The following is a 16,252-nucleotide window of genomic DNA, read 5'->3' as shown; positions in this document are numbered from 1 at the left end:
TCAGCCTGCTGCACGTTCGAGGCGGATGTCCTCATCCGCCCATGCGCAGCGGCTGCCTCCGGCACGTTTGGCTGCGTAGAGGGCGCGGTCGACCTGCTCGAGAAGCTGCGCCGTCGCACCGGCGGTTGCAGCGCCGGCGCTGACGAGAATTCCTGCGCTCGCGCCGATGCGGACCGGGATGTCGGTCAGCAGGAACGGGATCGAAAGATCGAGAATGGCCCGGCGCGCCAGGGCGAGTGCTTCCTCGCGGCCGTCCTCGCCGCCGGCAACCGGCTTGAGTATCATGAACTCGTCGCCGCCGAAGCGCGCGGCAAGTCCGGTCCCGCCGATGCAGACCGACAGCCGCTCTGCCACCTGGCGCAACAGATCGTCGCCGACGTGATGGCCGTGGCGGTCGTTGACAGGCTTGAAGCCGTCGAGGTCGATGGCGATGATCGCGAAGTTTCCGCGCGTCTCCGCAAGCGCCTGGAAGAACGCGGCGCGGTTGGGCAGTCCCGTCAGGAAATCATGGGTCGCCTGGCGCGCCAGCCGGTGCTTTGCTTCGAGCCGCTCGACGAAGGCGGCGCTGAGATGTTTGGACGCCTCGCGCAATGTGAGCCAGAAGAACACCAGCATGACTGCGCCGAGCTTGTAGGCGAACTCGGGGCGGAGCAGGCCGGCCAGGATGGTCGGCATCAACAGCACCGCGGCGGTGGTCAGGATGATCCAGGGTCGGATCGCAGCGCGCGAGACCATGCCAACGCAGAAGGACATCGAAAGCCCGAACGCGATCCAGGCGCCGGGTCCGTCGTCGAGCTGGAGCGCACGGAAAGACAACATGCCGAGCGCAAGGCCGAAGGCGGACGCGCCGGCGCCGTAGAGCCCTTCCCAGCGGATCACGTCGGCATCGGAGAATTGCGCGGCGCGCGACTTGTAGCGGAACAGGGAAGCGATGCGGGCTGCGGCCGTGATGAAGATGAAGACAGAGATTACGGCATAGCCGGTATCGCCGCTCATGAGCGTCAGCGCGGCTGCACCGGTCACCGACGTGACGCCAATGGCGGACACCTGCGGAAGCGACGTGTACAGGAGATCCACGAGTTCGCGCCGGATGCGCGGATCGGGATGCAGGAATCTGGACAACATTGTCAGAGACATGGCCGGCACCATCTCTGCTTGTTCCTAATAAGGGGTAGGGAAGGGACACGAGATGATCGTTGCTGCGCAACGTCCTTAAAAAGTCGTCAATGCACAGGCTTGCTGGCGATTTTGCCTCGTGTTAGCAGCGGTTGAGGGGCGCCATGGCGGCCTGATGTCCCGAATGCACCTGACATGTCCGAATTCCACGGTGTCTTTCCCTATCTCGTCTCGCCCATCGATGCCGACGGCACGGTGCGGACCAACGTGCTCGCAAAGCTCTGCGACGACCTGATCGGCGCCGGCGTGCACGGCCTGACGCCGCTGGGCTCGACCGGCGAATTCGCCTATCTCAACGCCGAGCAACGCACGGCGATCGTGCAGACCACGATCGAGGCTGCGCAGGGCCGCGTGCCGGTCATCGCAGGCGTTGCGTCCACCTCGACGGCGGATGCGGTAGCGCAGGCGAAAGCCTACGAGCGGCTTGGCGCCGCTGGCATCCTGGCGATCCTGGAAGCCTATTTCCCGCTCGCCGATGCCCAGGTCGAATGCTACTTCCGCGCCATCGCCGATGCCGTGGACATCCCCGTCGTCATCTACACCAATCCGCAATTTCAGCGTTCCGATCTCACCCTCGACGTCATTGCGCGCCTCGCCGAACATCCGCGCATCGGCTACATCAAAGATGCTTCGACCAACACCGGCCGGCTGCTCTCGATCATGAACCGCTGCGGTGATGCCTTGCAGGTCTTCTCGGCATCGGCTCATATCCCCGCCGCAGTGATGCTGATCGGCGGCCGCGGCTGGATGGCGGGCCCGGCCTGCATCATCCCGCGCCAGAGCGTCGCGCTGTACGACCTCTGCAAGGCCGGCCGCTGGGACGAGGCCATGGCGCTGCAGCGCCGGCTGTGGCGCATCAACGAAGCCTTCGCCCGCTTCAACCTCGCCGCTTGCATCAAGGCGGGGCTTTCGATCCAGGGCTACGACGTCGGCGACCCCGTCCCGCCGCAGGCGCCGCTCACGGCCGAGGCGCGGAAGGTCGTGGAAATGGCACTGCGCGAGCTGACCTAGCTGTTTGGCGCGCGGCAATATGCCCCGGCACCCGTGCATGAGCCAGAAAAGCCCTTACCTGCCCAACCGGGAAACTTCCGTTCGTTTGCGACGTTGCTGCGTAAGCCGGATCTGTCACCCCATGCATATGCATCCCAAGGCCGTATTCAGCACTGGAGACGGTGGTCACCGATGAATCGTCGCTATGCGATTGCCGCGGCAGCCTTCGCCGCCCTGCTGCTTGCCGTCACCGCCGCAAAAGTCCTGCATGTCCCTGTCCCATGGGCGGCGCCCTCCGCACGCGCGGTCGAGCAGCGCGGTCCGCTGTCCGATGGCGAGAAGGCGACCATCGAAATCTTCGAGCGCGTGTCTCCTTCGGTCGTCCAGGTGGCGGTGAAATCCGCGGCCAATCCTCTCATGGGTGAGGAAGGCCAGGGCGGCTCGTCCGGTACGGGATTCGTCTGGGATCGCGACGGGCATCTCGTGACGAACAATCACGTCGTCGCCAATGGCGGCGAAATCGCCGTGCGCTTTGCCTCGGGAGAGGTGGCCCAGGTCGATCTCGTCGGCACGGCCCCCAATTACGATCTTGCGGTGCTGCGGATCCGCAGCGTGCGTGAGCTTCCGCCGCCGGTGGCTCTCGGCAGTTCGAGCGACCTGAAGGTCGGGCAGTCCGCCTTCGCGATCGGCAATCCCTTCGGACTGGATCAATCGATGACGAGCGGCATTATCAGCGCGCTCAAGCGCAGGCTTCCGACCCATGGCGGCCGGGAGATTGCCAACGTCATCCAGACGGATGCCGCGATCAACCCCGGCAATTCGGGCGGACCGTTGCTGGACTCTGCCGGCCGGCTGATCGGCGTCACGACGGCGATCATATCCCCGTCCGGTTCGAATGCCGGCATTGGCTTCGCGGTGCCTGTGGATGTCGTGAACCGGATTGTGCCCGAGCTCATTCGCAACGGTCGCGTGCCGACACCCGGCATCGGCATCGTGGCCGCCGGCGAGGATGTTTCGACCCGGCTTGGCGTCGAGGGGGTGATCGTGGTGCGGACGGCCCCCGGCAGCCCTGCCGAGCGGGCGGGGATCCGCGGTGTCAATTTTTCGACTGGAGCGGTCGGAGACATCATCACCGCTGTCGAAGGCAAGCCGGTGCGGCGCCTCTCCGACCTGACCGATGCGCTCGAGCAGGCCGGCGCCGGGAAGACCGTTCGCCTCACCGTCAAGCGGGGCTCGGACACCCGTGACGTGAATGTGGGCATCATCGACATCGAGCGTTCCTGACCCGCGATTTGCCCGGCTAAAGGGGGCGCGGCACGCATTGCAGCTGTGCCGCGGCTCGGTTGTCTGGCCCGCAAAATCGGTTAAAACCGCCGCGGTCGTTTTCCGGATTTCGAGGACATAACGGAATGAACATTCTTCCCGGCAATTTGCGTTTCGGAGCGGGCCAGCCCGTCAAGCGTTTGGAAGACCAGAGGCTGCTCACCGGGAAGGGACAGTTCATCGACGACAAGCCGGAGGACGGCGCGCTGTGGTTGCACGTGCTGCGCTCGCCGCACGCCCACGCGAAGATCGTCTCGATCGACACCGGCGCCGCGGCCGGAATGCCCGGCGTCACCGCAATCTACACCGGCGCCGACCTCGTCAAGGACGACGTCGGCAGCATCCCGACGCTCAACATCTTCAAGCGACCCGACGGCAAGCCGATGACCGTGCCGCCGCGCCGGCTGCTGGCCCACGAGATCGTGCGCTACGCTGGCGAGGCCGTGGCCGCAGTGGTGGCTTCATCGCGCGTGGAGGCGCAGAGCGCCGCCGAAGCGATCGTCGTCGAGTACGACGTTCAGCCCGCGGTGGTCGATCCCGTCGAGGCCGTGAAGCCCGGGGCGCCCGTGGTGTGGCCGGAGGCGCCCGACAACATCGTCGGCGCCATGAGCTATGGCGATGCGGCCAAGGTCGACGAGGCCTTCGCCAAGGCCGCGCACACCGTCGAGCTCGATCTCGTCAGCCAGCGCCTCGTGCCTTCCGCGATGGAGCCGCGTTCGACCATTGCCGAGATCGACAAGAAGTCCGGCCGTCTCCTGCTGCATGTGCAGTCGCAGACCCCTGCTTCGACCCGCGACGTGCTGGCGGAAGCCGTGCTGAAGCGTCCGAAGGACAGCGTCCGCGTGCTGGTCGGCGACATCGGCGGCGGCTTCGGCCAGAAGACAAACGTCTATCCGGAGGACGGCATCGTCGCCTATGCCGCGACCAAGCTGAACAAGAAGATCCGCTGGCGCGGCGACCGCACCGACGAATTCGTCGGCGGCACCCACGGCCGCGATCTCACCTCGACGGCGGCTTTCGCGCTTGACGAGAAGGGCAAGGTGCTGGCCTATCGCGTCAAGTCGATCGGCTGCACCGGCGCGTACTCCTCGGGTGCGGCGAACATCATCCCGCTGGTGCTCGGGCCCTTCGTGCAGACCGGCGTCTACGATCTGCCGCTGGTGCATTTCGAGGTGAAGTCGGTGATGACGCACACTGCCCCGGTCGGCGCCTATCGCGGCGCGGGCCGCCCCGAGGCTGTCTTCATCGTCGAGCGTCTGTTCGACGCGGCCGCGCGAAAGATCGGCATGGATCCGCGCGCGATCCGCAAGGCCAATTACATCAAGCCGGCGCAGCTGCCGTACACGAATGCGGCGGGCCAGGTTTACGACTCCGGCGCCTTCGCCCACATGCTCGATCGGGCCGTGAAGCTTGCCGACTGGGACGGCTTTGCCGCGCGCAAGAAGGCGGCGAAGAAGAAGGGCCTGCTCTACGGCCGCGGACTCACCTCTTACATCGAGTGGACCGGCGGCCGCGCGCACACCGAGAAGGTCAGCCTGCACGCGACCTCGCAAGGGCGCGTCGTGCTGCACTCCGGCACCATGGCGATGGGGCAGGGCTTGCAGACCACCTACACGCAGATGATCTCCGACACGCTCGGCGTTCCCATGGACAAGATCGACGTGGTCCAGGGCGACACCGATCTCGCCATGGGCTTCGGCAGCGTCGGCTCGCGCTCGCTGTTCGTCGGCGGCACGGCGGTCGCGGTCTCCTCCAATGATCTGATCCAGAAGGCGCGCGAGAAGGCGGCCAACGTGCTGGAAACCTCGGTCGAGGACATCGAGTACCAGGGCGGCATGCTCACCGTGGTCGGCACGGACCGTCGCATCAGCCTGTTCGATCTCGCCGAGAAGGAAAACGGCGCCAGGCTCAGCGTCGATTCCGAAGGTGAGGTCGATGGTCCGAGCTGGCCGAACGGCACGCATATCTGCGAGGTCGAGATCGACCCCGAGACCGGTGTGTCCAAGGTGGTGCGCTACACCACGGTCGACGATGTCGGCGTCGCCGTGAACCCGATGCTGGTGACGGGGCAGATCCATGGCGGCGTGGCGCAGGGCATCGGCCAGGCGCTGTACGAAGGCGTGTCCTACGATGCCGACGGCCAGCTCCTCACCGCGAGCTACCAGGACTACTGCATCCCGCGCGCCGACGACGTTCCGCCGATCGAGGTGACGCTGGACGGCTCCGCGCCCTGCCGCACGAATCCGCTCGGCGCCAAGGGCTGCGGGGAATCCGGCGCCATCGGCGGCCCGCCCTGCGTCACCAACGGCGTCATGGACGCGCTCGCCGAGCTCGGCATCACCCAGCTGAACACGCCGCTGACGCCGCAGAAGATCTGGCAGGCGATCCGGGACGCGAAGGCGGCGGGTTAGCGTCGAGTTATCGCGCTGGCTGCTGCCACACACTCCGCTGTCGTCCCGGATCTGCGCTGCGCTTGTCCGGGACGACATCGAGCGTGTGGTACGTGTTGTGCCCCTCAAATCCCCAGCATCATCTTCGCGATGATGTCGCGCTGGATCTCCGACGTGCCGCCGAAGATGGTGTAGGCGCGGCCGTTGAGATATTCCGGCATCACCGTCAGCATCTCCTCGGGCGTCGCCGGCTCGTGGTTGAGCTTGTAGAGCGGGCGCATCGGCTCGACGGCGAGCGCGTCGTGGCCGATCACGTCGGCGCCCAGCCGCGTCACGGCCTGGCGGATCTCGCTATTGCGCAGCTTCAGGATCGAGGACACAGCGCCGGGATTCTGCCCGGTCTGCAGCGCCGAGAGCACGCGCAGCTCCGTCATCTCCAGCGCGTCGATGTCGACCTCGACCTCGGAGATGCGCGTGGCGATATCGGGGCTGTCGATCGCGCGGCCGGTGAGGTCGGACTCGGCAAGGTCTGCGATCGCCTTCAGCCCCTCGCGCAGCTTGGCCGAGGCAATCCCCGAGCCGCGCTCGAATTCGAGCAGATATTTGCCGTAGGTCCAGCCCTTGCCTTCCTCGCCGACGCGGTTGGCGACCGGCACGCGCACGTCGTCGAAGAACACCTGGTTGACCTCGTGGTCGCCGCCGATGGTGAGGATCGGGCGCGTGGTGATGCCCGGCGTCTTCATGTCGATCAGGATGAAGCTGATGCCGTCCTGCTGTCGCGGGCCGTCGCTGGTGCGCACCAGCGCGAACATGCGGTTGGCGTGGTGGGCATGCGTGGTCCAGATCTTGGTGCCGTTGATGATGTAGTCGTCGCCGTCGCGCACCGCGCGGGTCTTCAGCGAGGCGAGATCGGAGCCGGAGCCCGGTTCGGAATAGCCCTGGCACCAATAGTCCTCGCCGGAGAGGATGCGAGGCAAGTAGAAGTTCTTCTGCTCGGGGCTGCCGAAGCCGATGATGACGGGCCCGACCATCTTCACGCCCATCACGTTGACATTGGGCACGCCGGCGCGCGCGCATTCGGTCTCGAAAATCCAGCGCTGTGCCGGCGTCCAGTCCGGCCCGCCATGTTCGACCGGCCAGCCGGGCGCCCCCCAGCCCTGGCGGTGCAACGCGCGCTGCCAGGCCATGCCGATGTCAGGGTCGGAGAACACCGACGGCGTCAGCGCCGTCGCGCGCTTCATCTCCTCGGTGAGGTTCTTGGCAATGAAGCCGCGCACCTCGTTCTGGAAGGCACGCTCCTCGGCATCGAACGAGAGATCCATGATGCGCTCCTTGTGTCAGGCCGGGACGGCCCTGCGGCTCAGCTCGGCGTGGCGGCCGTAGTGATGGGTGCTGCCGCCGAACAGCGTGTCGAAGGCGACGAGCCGCTTGAAATAGGCGCCGACCTCGAGCTCCTCGGTGACGCCCATGCCGCCATGGAGCTGGATCGACTGCTCGCCGACGAACCGCGCGCATCGGCCGATCTTCGCTTTCGCGCCCGATGCCGCCCGTGCACGCTCGATCGGCGCAGCATCCACCTTCAACGCGGCCCGCAGCGCCATCGAGCGGGCCTCGTCGACCTGCATCGCCATGTCGGCGAGGCGGTGGCGGATCACCTGGTTGGCGGAAAGCGGCCGGCCGAATTGCTTTCGGATCTTGGTGTATTCCAGCGTCGTGTCCAGCAGCGTCTGCATGATGCCGACGGCTTCCGCACCCAATGCTGCCATGGCGCGGTCGACGGCCCATTCGATCGCCGGCAGAGCATCGCTGCCGTCACCGAGCAGCACGTCTTCCGGCAGATGCACGTCGAACAGCTCGATGTTGCAGGCACGTCCGCCGCCAAGACGCGGATAATCGCTGATGACGAGGCCCGGCGTCGTCGCCTGCACGAGGAACAGGCCGATCCGCCCCGACGGCCCCCGATGGTCATGGATATGCGCGGAAACGATGATCTGGTCGGCGGCGTGTCCGTCGAGCACGGCGACCTTGCTGCCGGCGAGGCGCCAGCCTTGCGCCGTCTTGTTGGCGCTGGTCGTGACCTTGGCAAGATCGAACCGGGCCGCGCGCTCGGAATGCGCAAAGGCAAGCTTCAGTGATCCATCCGCCACCTTGGGCAGGCTCGCCTGTTTCTGCTCGATGGTGCCGCATCTCGCGATCAGCGCCGCGCCTAGCACCGCGGTTGCGACATAGGGCTCCGACACCAGTCCGCGACCGAAGGCTTCCATCAAGATGCCGATCTCGACCGCGCCACCGCCGAGCCCGCCGAACTCCTCGGGAAGCGGCAGCGCCAGCCAGCCGAGCTCGGCGAATTGCTTCCACACCGACGGGCTGAAGCCGAGCGGGTCGTTCGCCATCTTGCGGCGGTGATCGGCATCGTAGCTCCCGGCCACGAAGCGGTCCGCGCTTTCGCGCAGCAATCTTTGCTCGTCACTCAGATTGAGGTCCATCGCGTCTACTCCGCGGCCGCCGGCGGCTTGCGCACGGAGGGATGCAGTCCGGAGGGATCGACGATCATGCCGAACTCCTGGAGATTATGGGCGTGGCAGAGCTGGTGCAGTGCGAAAGCCTGGTCGATCGCCGCCGGCTGGCCCATCACGTCGACCGAACGATTCACCGCTTCCTTGGTCAGCTTCAGCGCGAAGGACGGTTTTGCCGCGATCCGGCGCGCCAGCTCGAGCACGCGCGAAGACAATTCCGCGCGCGGCACGACCTGGTTGACCATGCCAAGCTGGTGCGCCTCCTGCGCGCTCCAGCTGTCGGCCGTGAACAGGAATTCCTTGGCCTTGCGCGGGCCGAGCTCCCAGGGGTGCACGAACCATTCGACGCCGCAGACGCCCATGGTGACGACGGGGTCGCAGAACTGCGCATCGTCGCTGGCGACGATGAGGTCGCAGGCCCAGGCCAGCATCAGCCCGCCGGCGATGCACTTGCCATGCACCTCGGCGATGACAGGCTTGGCAAGGTTGCGCCAGCGCCGGGTGATCTGGAGATATATTTCCTGCTCGCGGGCGAAGCGGCCATGGGCGCCGGCTTCGGCAAAACCGCCCCAATGTCCGATCGGTGGAAAATCGACGCCTGCGGCATTCTTGCCGCCCGCGCGCAGGTCATGGCCGGACGAGAAGTGCGGCCCATTGCCGGCGAGGATGATCACCTTGACCGCATCGTCCTGCACCGCCGCGTCGAAAGCGGCATTGAGGTCGTAGGTCATTTGCAGGTTCTGCGCATTGCGCGCCTCGGGCCGGTTCATCACGACCCGGATGATCGCCGGATCCGGCCTCTCCACGAGGATGGTCTCGAACGAGGACATAGCGTCTCCTCCGGCGTTTCCGCTTTTGTTTTGCCGGAGTTGACTATGTCGGCTTCGGATAGGCAAGAGGCTTGCGTCAGCCGGCTGGCGTGCAATCGTCCTGCGTAGACATTCCGGGATCATTCGAAGGACCAAACCCGGAATCGCGGGATTCCCAGGTGCGCAATGGCGCACCATGGTTCGCTTCGCCCCCGGGAATGACGCCGGAAAGCTGGCACCGCGGGATCGCTATCTGATATTGAGTCACAGGATTCCACCGGGAGAAATTTGATGCGCAAGATCCTGACCGTGCTGGCCGCCCTGGCCTCGCTGAGCCTGACCAATTGCGGCTACAATGCGATTCAGAGCGAGGACGAGCAGATCAAGGCCGCCTGGTCCGAGGTCGTGAACCAGTATCAGCGCCGCGCCGATCTCGTGCCCAATCTCGTCAACTCGGTGAAGGGTTTTGCCCAGCAGGAGAAGGACGTGCTGCTCGGCGTCACCAACGCCCGGGCCAAGGTCGGCAGCATCCAGGCGACCCCCGAGGTGCTGAACGATCCCGCCGCCTTTCAGAAATTTCAGGCCGCGCAGGGCGAACTCTCCAGCGCGCTGTCGCGACTGCTGGTCGTCACCGAGAACTATCCGCAGCTGAAGTCCGATGCCTTGTTCAAGGACCTGATGTCGCAGCTCGAGGGGACGGAGAACCGCATCACGGTGGCGCGCAACCGCTACATCAAGTCGGTGCAGGACTATAACGTCACCATCCGCTCGTTCCCAAGCAACCTCACCGCCATGATGTTCGGCTACAAGGAGAAGCCGAACTTTACGGTCGAGAACGAGAAGGCAATCTCGACCGCGCCCAAGGTGGACTTCAACCCGGCCCCGGCGCCATCGAAGTAGCTCGTTCGCCCCGTGTGCATCCCACCCACCACTGTCATTCCCCGCGAAAGCGGGGAATCCAGTACGCCGCGGCTTCTCCATAGTCCGCTGGTGTCTCTGGAATACTGGATCGCCCGGTCGAGCCGGGCGATGACAGCGAGGTTGTGGCGGGCTTATTCGGCCTTCACCGCGCTTGTCCTCGCCATTGCACTCTTCCTCGCCCTTGCGTTCCCCGCCTTCGCCGACGTCGCCGTACCCGAACTCACCGGCCGCGTCGTCGATCAGACCGGCACGCTCTCCAGCAGCGACATCGCCGCGCTGTCGCAGAAGCTGCGTGACTTCGAGAACCGCAAGGGAAGTCAGATCGCCGTCCTGATCGTCCCGACCACGCAGCCGGAGACGATCGAGCAATTCTCGATCCGGGTCGCGGAGGCCTGGAAGATCGGCCGCAAGAAGGTCGACGACGGCGCGATCCTCATCGTTGCCAAAAGCGACCGGCACTTGCGCATCGAGGTCGGCTATGGCCTCGAGGGTGCGCTGACCGACGTCACGTCAAGGCGCATCATCGACGAGGTCATCACACCGAAATTCAGGACCGGCGATTTTGCCGGCGGCATCTCCGAGGGCGTCGATCGCATGATCCGGGTGATCGACGGCGAGCCGCTGCCGGCGCCCTCGCGCAGCGTCAACTTCGCCCACAATCTGGACGATCTCGCGCCGCTATTCATCGTGACGCTGTTCGCGTCGATCGGGGTTGGCGGGTTCTTCCGGGCCGTGTTCGGGCGGCTGCTCGGCTCGCTGGCGGTCGGCGGCATCATCGCGGCGCTGACCTGGCTCATTCTCGGCTCCTTCGCACTCGCCATGGCGCTCGGCGCTCTCGGCGTCGTCATCGGCTTCGTCGCCGACCTGTTTTCGGCGATGGCGCCGGGCACCGGGCGCTCGCGCGGCGGCTCCTGGTCGAGCGGCTCGTCGGGAGGCGGCTGGAGCAGCGGATCGTCGAGTAGCGGCGGCTTCAGCGGCGGCGGGGGCAGTTTCGGCGGCGGCGGCGCCTCGGGGAGCTGGTAGCGATCATGAGCATCAAGCGCATTGCCAGGCATCTCGTGCAGCATCATTGGCGGGCGAAGCAGATCTTCCCGCAAGCCGTGCTCGAGCGCATCGAGCAGGCGATCAAGCGCGGCGAGGCCACTCATTCCGGTCAGGTCCGCTTCGTCGTCGAAGGCGCGCTTGACGGCGCGCCGCTGTTCCGTAACCAGCCGGCGCGCGAGCGCGCGCTCGACGTGTTCTCGCATTTGCGCATCTGGGACACCGCGCACAACAACAGCGTCCTGATCTATCTGCTGCTCGCCGACCGCGACGTCGAGATCGTCGCCGATCGCGGCATCGATGCGAAGGTTTGCGGCGAAGGGTGGGAGAGCATCTGCCGCGCGATGGAGGCCGAGTTCAGGTCGGGCCGGTTCGAGCGCGGCGTGATCGGCGGCATCGAGGCGGTGTCGCGCGAGCTGGCGCGGCATTTCCCGCCGCAGGGCCCGCAATCGAACGAGCTGCCGGATGCGCCGGTGGTGATGTGACGGACTGTGATGTGGGCGGCAGGTGCCGCTGCTCCGTCGTAGTGACGATGTGGAGGCGGCGGGCACTTGCTTCATCGCGGTTACCCTGAGGTTCGAGCGCGACGAAGCTCGAGAGCAACGGCCCGGGCATTGCGCCGCCGTTCATCTTCCCCCGGTTACAAATTGTTTCACACCCGCCACGCCGGTTCCATTTTCCCGGCCCAATTCGGCCCCGGATCAATTCCTAAAGTTTCGGTAAGCGGGTCCGAAGGTAAGGATTTCGCAAGCAATGAAAGTTACCAAAAGGTCAATCCAGACTGGAGTATTTGAGCCGTGAGCGAACCAATGCCCGACCAGGCTGCCCAGGATTCCGGTGCTGCCGACGCAGCGCCGCAGGCCCTCGCAGCTGCCGCCGGTATCGACGCCCCCTCGATCGCCCCCGACCACGAGGCGCCGCCCAAGCCGGATCCGGTCAAGGCGGATGCTCCCAAAGTCGAGCCCCCGCGGATCGACGTGCCGAAATTCGAAGCGAAAGCCGAGCCCAAAGCCGAACCCAAGCCCGAGCCAAAGCCGGGCAAGCTGATCGTCATGGCGCCCTCGGACCGGTCCTGGGACCGCGAGGACTTCGCCCCCCATGTGAAGGCGGACGAGCCGCGCGAGATCGGCGGCAAGCGCCGCTTGTCTGCGATGGCCGCGGTGGTGGCGATCGCCGCCTGCGTCGGCGCGATCAGCGGCGCGCTTGCGACCGCCGGCATGATGCGTTTCGCCGCCCCGGCCCAGGCGCCGGTGCAGGTCGCCGACACCAGCGCGCTGGATGCTTTGGTCGCCCGGATCGATGCCGACCTTGTCGCGCTGAAGGCGAATGTCGAGCAGAGCTCGAAAACCGGCGTCAGCCAGCTCAACCGGACCAACGACCGCCTCGACAAGCTCGAGAAAGCGCAGGCCGAGCCGCTGGCCAAGATCGCAAAACTGTCCGAGACCGTCGACAAGCTCCGCGCCACGCCGCCCGCAGCGTCCGCGCAGGCTGCAGCAGCTCCCGCCAGGGAGACCACCGGCTCGATCGCGCCGACCCAGGTTGCGACCGCCGCCGCGGCACCGGCGCCTGCCGCGCCCAAGACCGAGGTCGGGCGTCTGCCGACGATCGAAGGCTGGAGGCTGCGCAATGCCAGCAATGGCGGTGCGCTGATCGAGGGCCGCGACGGGCTCTACGAGGTCTATCCCGGCGATCCCATCCCCGGCGTTGGCCGCGTCGATGCGATCCGTCGTCAGGATGGCCGCTGGGTCGTCGTCACCAGCAGGGGCCTCATCGTGTCGCGCTGAGCGTTCGCTATCGACTTTCAAAAAGGCGCTTCACCACCATGTGAGGCGCCTTTTTACTTGAATAGGCGTCCCTGCGCGGTGTTACCTGAGGCATGAGCCGCGCGTTGCGAATTCTCTTTGCTGTCACCGCATTGTTGGGCGGTGTCGTTTCGCTGTTCGCGGCGGAGAATACTGCGCTGACGCGCGGCACTGCGATCACCGATCCCGATCTCCTGCGCAAGCTCGACCAGAACAATACGTTGACGATCTCGCGTCTGCTCACGCCGGAGCGGAACGCGGACGTCCCGCTCACGACCGACCTGATGTTCGCGTCGCTGCCGCAGCTGAAAGGGATTCCGCCGGCGATCGATGCGGAATTCGACCGCTACATCGCGCGGTACAAGGCCACATATCCGACCGAGACCATCGGCGTCGGCGAGGGCTTCGACGTGCAATTGTTCGACCTCGCCAACCTGAAATCGCGCGACACGCGGTTCGTGCTGGCCGGGATCGTGAACCGCATGGACCGTGCCTATGTGTCGGACGAGTCCTGCGGCGAGATCCGGCTGATCTACCGTCTCGCGCGTTTCGACGGCAGGCCGGATGGCGGCAAGACCGCAACGCGCTTGCCGATGACGCTCAACCTCGTGATGAAGGCGCGCGATCCGCGCCAGACGGATGCGAACGGCAGGCCGGTCACCTGCGCCGAGGTTGCCCGGCGCTGGCTCGACAATGGCGACTGGCAAGGGTTGATCGGCAGTCGTATTCCCCCTTACGACGCCATGCTCGACCGCATCGAGACCAACATCCAGGTCTCGGTGGCGCCGAAATCGGCGCTGCACGATTTCCGCTCCGACTATCTGCTCAAGGTGTTCAAGTACGACGCTGCCACCAAGACGTTCGAGGAATCGGCGCTGGAGAACCAGATCGACCGCGACAGGATCCTCGCCGACGATGTGCTCCGGCGCGACTTCAAGGCCTGGCTGCTCGCGCCCGATCATCTGCGCGAGTTCGATCGCGGCACCGTGCTGATCCCGGAGAAATTCCTCGCCAGGGCCGCGGTGGTGCCGACCCCCGCCGGCCTCGATGCCTCGGCGCTGCAGCCCGAGTTCGGCATGATGCAAGGAGAGGGACAAGCGGAAGGCAAAGGCGATCCCGTCTTCACTGATGGTGACGTGGTCAGCGCGCTGAAGCAGGCGGCGGCACGCGGCGCCGACATGCAGAACGTCCGCTCGGTCGCCGGTTTCCAGCGTCGTCTCAACGACGTCACCTGCGCCGGCTGCCACCAGACCCGCGGCATCGGCGGCTTTCATTTCCCTGGCGCCGACTGGCTCGCGGACAACCCGTCCAATTCCGCCATTGTGCCGGCCTCGCCGCATTTCTTCGGCGACCAGCTCCGCCGCCGCGACATTCTGACCGCGTTTGCCTCCGGCAAACGGCCTGATTTCTCACGCGGATTTGCCAACCGGCCGCAGACCCGCGGCAGCCGGGAACTCGCCGGCACCGAATATCAGGACGGCTGGGGCGCGCATTGTTCCCTGCAGGATGCGGGATCGGGAACGCCGGACAGGAGTTTTACGTCATGGAGCTGTGCTAACGGTCTCGCCTGTCAGGCTGCCGCGGCCTCGCGCCGCATCGGCATGTGCTTCATCAAGACGCGTTAAACCAACAAGCGATTTGGATGACCCATGACGGATACCAGCGAGTCCACCAAGGAGCGCAATCGCGAGATCGCGCGCAATGAGGAAGCCAAGCAGGTCACCGGCAGCGTCCGCGTCAGCACCTGGGCTGTCGCGGCGGCCGTCATCATCGGCGGGATCCTGTTCACGCTCGGCTGGCTGTCGCTGCGGTAGCTTCGCTCTCTTTCGTCATGCCCGGGCTTGTCCCGGGCGTCCACGTTCTCGTATCCACGCTCAAGATCGTGGATGGCCGGGACAAGCCCGGCCATGACGGCGCTAAGGCTTTGGCGCTAGCGCTCTCACTTCGCGTAATTCGTCATCCGCTTGCCCGGCAGCAGCTCATAGGCCGGCTTCCAGCCGGGCAACGCGGCCATGCGGCCGAGCCAGGCGTGGATGGCGGGATGGCTCGCCGCGAAATCGAAGCCGTGCTCGTCGCTCGGATAGTGCAGATAGGCCATCATCGAGATGTCGGCGACCGTTGGCCTCGCCCCGATCGCGAAGTCGTTGTGCTGGAGATGCCCGTCGAGGATGCCGAGGAAGTCGTCGAGCCGCCGGCGAAAATGTTTCAGCACCTGCGGATCGCTTTTCTCGGTGAAGGCGCGCATGAAGCGGTAGGTCGCCATGTAGCCGGTGAGCTTGTGGTTGTCCCAGAACAGCCAGCGCAGCAGCTCGAATTTCTCGTCGTCCGATTCGGCGCCGAAACGGCCGTGCTGATCGGCAAGCTTGAGCAGGAGAGGCGCCGTCTGCGTCATCTTCGCGCCGTCGATCTCGAGCACGGGAATCTCGCCCATCTCGTTCACGGCGCTGCGCCACTCCGCCGTGCGCGTGACGCCGCCGCCGAAATCAGTCCACACCGGCTCGAACGTCTCGCCGCAGAGCGTCAGCATCAGTGCCAGCTTGTAGCTGTTGCCTGACTCGGGGAAATAGTGGAGGCGGTAGCGGGGCATTGAACGCTCCTTGCCTTCGGGGGCCTGGACAACGATATAACATATGATCCGTACAACAGAACATTTGTTCTGTCGCGGGTCAAGAGCTGGATGCTGGGCCGGATGAGCAGGAATTCAAAAACAGGGGCGGGCGAGCGCCCCCTGATGCAGGCAACGCTGCGCATCATCGGGCGACATGGACTCGACGGCGTGACCCACCGGGCGGTCGCGGCCGAGGCCAGGGTCTCGCTCGGTGCGGTCACGCATCATTTCGGAACCCGTGATGCGCTGATTGAGGCCGCCCTGCAGTTCGCTCTGGCGCGCGAAATCGGCAGGCTGCGTGCGTTGGCTCTCAGCCTTCAGGACAAGGCGTTCGAGGTGGAGGCCTGGATCGACGCGCTGGTCGATTTCTACGTCCGCGAGATCAGCACGGAAGCCGAGACGCATATCGCCTGCTATGAGGCCTTCCTGGCCGCCGCGAGGCAAGAGCACTATCGGCCCGTGGTCGCCGAGTGGTTTGACACGTGGCGGCAGAGTGCGGAGCTTGCGCTGAAAGCTGCGAAGTCACCAAACCCACGCCGCCACGCCGAGTTGTTCGTCTCGGCGCTGATTGGCTTGCTCTTTCGCCAACTCGCCACGCCCAGAGCCGGCTTCCGACGTGAGGCGAAGGCGGAGCTGCTGGACTTGGTGGGCGGCTTGATCGCGCGGAAGTAACGCC

General features: G+C 65.7%; 15 protein-coding genes. 10 read left to right on the top strand and 5 right to left on the bottom strand.

The window, feature by feature from the left end; all coding sequences use genetic code 11:
• Window positions 1–1,137, bottom strand: a complete 1,137-nt coding sequence (locus AC1RQP_RS25050) for a diguanylate cyclase domain-containing protein (protein WP_492938955.1) — start codon at window positions 1,135–1,137, stop codon at window positions 1–3.
• A 174-nt stretch (window positions 1,138–1,311) separates the two neighbouring features.
• On the opposite strand from AC1RQP_RS25050, the gene AC1RQP_RS25045 reads away from it, so the two are divergent.
• From AC1RQP_RS25045 to AC1RQP_RS25035, 3 genes are all read left to right on the top strand, one after another.
• Window positions 1,312–2,187 carry a dihydrodipicolinate synthase family protein gene (locus tag AC1RQP_RS25045; RefSeq protein WP_492938953.1) on the top strand — a complete coding sequence of 292 codons (876 nt, stop codon included), beginning with the start codon at window positions 1,312–1,314 and terminating at the stop codon, window positions 2,185–2,187.
• A gap of 171 nt (window positions 2,188–2,358) precedes the next feature.
• The gene (locus AC1RQP_RS25040; RefSeq protein ID WP_239629565.1) at window positions 2,359–3,450 is read left to right on the top strand and encodes a S1C family serine protease; all 1,092 of its coding nucleotides are present in this window, start codon (window positions 2,359–2,361) and stop codon (window positions 3,448–3,450) included.
• 125 nt (window positions 3,451–3,575) lie between these two features.
• Window positions 3,576–5,900: a xanthine dehydrogenase family protein molybdopterin-binding subunit gene (locus AC1RQP_RS25035; RefSeq protein WP_492938951.1), complete on the top strand. Its 2,325-nt coding sequence runs from the start codon at window positions 3,576–3,578 to the stop codon at window positions 5,898–5,900.
• A 104-nt stretch (window positions 5,901–6,004) separates the two neighbouring features.
• Here the strand turns inward: AC1RQP_RS25035 and AC1RQP_RS25030 are convergent, their stop codons facing one another.
• Genes AC1RQP_RS25030 through AC1RQP_RS25020 form a run of 3 tightly spaced genes read right to left on the bottom strand, consistent with a single transcriptional unit; the run spans window position 6,005 to window position 9,225 of the window.
• Window positions 6,005–7,201, bottom strand: a complete 1,197-nt coding sequence (locus AC1RQP_RS25030; RefSeq protein WP_492938949.1) for an acyl-CoA dehydrogenase family protein — start codon at window positions 7,199–7,201, stop codon at window positions 6,005–6,007.
• Between the two features lie 15 nt (window positions 7,202–7,216).
• Entirely contained in the window at window positions 7,217–8,365 is a 1,149-nt protein-coding gene (locus AC1RQP_RS25025; RefSeq protein WP_492938947.1) for an acyl-CoA dehydrogenase family protein, read from the bottom strand.
• Window positions 8,366–8,370: 5 nt separating this feature from the next.
• Window positions 8,371–9,225, bottom strand: a complete 855-nt coding sequence (locus AC1RQP_RS25020) for an enoyl-CoA hydratase (protein WP_247800612.1) — start codon at window positions 9,223–9,225, stop codon at window positions 8,371–8,373.
• A 270-nt stretch (window positions 9,226–9,495) separates the two neighbouring features.
• Here AC1RQP_RS25020 and AC1RQP_RS25015 point away from each other — a divergent pair, with 270 nt between their 5' ends.
• The 6 genes from AC1RQP_RS25015 (at window position 9,496) to AC1RQP_RS24990 (ending at window position 14,782) form a co-directional block, all read left to right on the top strand.
• On the top strand, window positions 9,496–10,104 hold the full coding sequence (locus tag AC1RQP_RS25015) for a LemA family protein (RefSeq protein ID WP_061028633.1): 609 nt from the start codon (window positions 9,496–9,498) through the stop codon (window positions 10,102–10,104).
• A gap of 129 nt (window positions 10,105–10,233) precedes the next feature.
• Window positions 10,234–11,148, top strand: coding sequence for a TPM domain-containing protein (locus AC1RQP_RS25010; protein WP_239621526.1), 915 nt, complete (start codon window positions 10,234–10,236; stop codon window positions 11,146–11,148).
• A gap of 5 nt (window positions 11,149–11,153) precedes the next feature.
• Complete coding sequence (locus tag AC1RQP_RS25005) at window positions 11,154–11,651, top strand: TPM domain-containing protein (protein ID WP_492938944.1); 498 nt, start codon at window positions 11,154–11,156, stop codon at window positions 11,649–11,651.
• Window positions 11,652–11,975: 324 nt separating this feature from the next.
• Window positions 11,976–12,950, top strand: a complete 975-nt coding sequence (locus AC1RQP_RS25000; protein WP_492939272.1) for a hypothetical protein — start codon at window positions 11,976–11,978, stop codon at window positions 12,948–12,950.
• Window positions 12,951–13,042: 92 nt separating this feature from the next.
• Window positions 13,043–14,593 (top strand): hypothetical protein, encoded by a 1,551-nt coding sequence (locus AC1RQP_RS24995; RefSeq protein WP_492938942.1) that lies wholly within the window; start codon window positions 13,043–13,045, stop codon window positions 14,591–14,593.
• A gap of 24 nt (window positions 14,594–14,617) precedes the next feature.
• Window positions 14,618–14,782: a hypothetical protein gene (locus AC1RQP_RS24990; protein ID WP_165935865.1), complete on the top strand. Its 165-nt coding sequence runs from the start codon at window positions 14,618–14,620 to the stop codon at window positions 14,780–14,782.
• A gap of 125 nt (window positions 14,783–14,907) precedes the next feature.
• On the opposite strand, the gene AC1RQP_RS24985 is transcribed toward AC1RQP_RS24990, so the two are convergent.
• Complete coding sequence (locus AC1RQP_RS24985) at window positions 14,908–15,555, bottom strand: glutathione S-transferase family protein (protein WP_492938940.1); 648 nt, start codon at window positions 15,553–15,555, stop codon at window positions 14,908–14,910.
• A gap of 144 nt (window positions 15,556–15,699) precedes the next feature.
• Here AC1RQP_RS24985 and AC1RQP_RS24980 point away from each other — a divergent pair, with 144 nt between their 5' ends.
• Window positions 15,700–16,248, top strand: a complete 549-nt coding sequence (locus AC1RQP_RS24980) for a TetR/AcrR family transcriptional regulator (RefSeq protein WP_492938938.1) — start codon at window positions 15,700–15,702, stop codon at window positions 16,246–16,248.
• The last annotated feature ends 4 nt before the right edge of the window (window positions 16,249–16,252 follow it).

It is taken from the genome of Bradyrhizobium sp. GW821-FHT13H06 (genome assembly GCF_058803975.1).
This window is presented reverse-complemented; position numbering and strand designations above follow the sequence as displayed.

What these genes read in the sequence shown, in the direction of transcription:
- AC1RQP_RS25025 (WP_492938947.1), bottom strand. Translation starts at nt 8,365, where the DNA reads ATGGACCTCAATCTGAGTGACGAGCAAAGATTGCTGCGCGAAAGCGCG.
- AC1RQP_RS25050 (WP_492938955.1), bottom strand. Translation starts at nt 1,137, where the DNA reads ATGTCTCTGACAATGTTGTCCAGATTCCTGCATCCCGATCCGCGCATC.
- AC1RQP_RS25040 (WP_239629565.1), top strand. Translation starts at nt 2,359, where the DNA reads ATGAATCGTCGCTATGCGATTGCCGCGGCAGCCTTCGCCGCCCTGCTG.
- AC1RQP_RS24990 (WP_165935865.1), top strand. Translation starts at nt 14,618, where the DNA reads ATGACGGATACCAGCGAGTCCACCAAGGAGCGCAATCGCGAGATCGCG.
- AC1RQP_RS25035 (WP_492938951.1), top strand. Translation starts at nt 3,576, where the DNA reads ATGAACATTCTTCCCGGCAATTTGCGTTTCGGAGCGGGCCAGCCCGTC.
- AC1RQP_RS25045 (WP_492938953.1), top strand. Translation starts at nt 1,312, where the DNA reads ATGTCCGAATTCCACGGTGTCTTTCCCTATCTCGTCTCGCCCATCGAT.
- AC1RQP_RS25000 (WP_492939272.1), top strand. Translation starts at nt 11,976, where the DNA reads ATGCCCGACCAGGCTGCCCAGGATTCCGGTGCTGCCGACGCAGCGCCG.
- AC1RQP_RS25030 (WP_492938949.1), bottom strand. Translation starts at nt 7,201, where the DNA reads ATGGATCTCTCGTTCGATGCCGAGGAGCGTGCCTTCCAGAACGAGGTG.
- AC1RQP_RS25010 (WP_239621526.1), top strand. Translation starts at nt 10,234, where the DNA reads ATGACAGCGAGGTTGTGGCGGGCTTATTCGGCCTTCACCGCGCTTGTC.
- AC1RQP_RS25005 (WP_492938944.1), top strand. Translation starts at nt 11,154, where the DNA reads ATGAGCATCAAGCGCATTGCCAGGCATCTCGTGCAGCATCATTGGCGG.
- AC1RQP_RS24995 (WP_492938942.1), top strand. Translation starts at nt 13,043, where the DNA reads ATGAGCCGCGCGTTGCGAATTCTCTTTGCTGTCACCGCATTGTTGGGC.
- AC1RQP_RS24980 (WP_492938938.1), top strand. Translation starts at nt 15,700, where the DNA reads ATGCAGGCAACGCTGCGCATCATCGGGCGACATGGACTCGACGGCGTG.
- AC1RQP_RS24985 (WP_492938940.1), bottom strand. Translation starts at nt 15,555, where the DNA reads ATGCCCCGCTACCGCCTCCACTATTTCCCCGAGTCAGGCAACAGCTAC.
- AC1RQP_RS25015 (WP_061028633.1), top strand. Translation starts at nt 9,496, where the DNA reads ATGCGCAAGATCCTGACCGTGCTGGCCGCCCTGGCCTCGCTGAGCCTG.
- AC1RQP_RS25020 (WP_247800612.1), bottom strand. Translation starts at nt 9,225, where the DNA reads ATGTCCTCGTTCGAGACCATCCTCGTGGAGAGGCCGGATCCGGCGATC.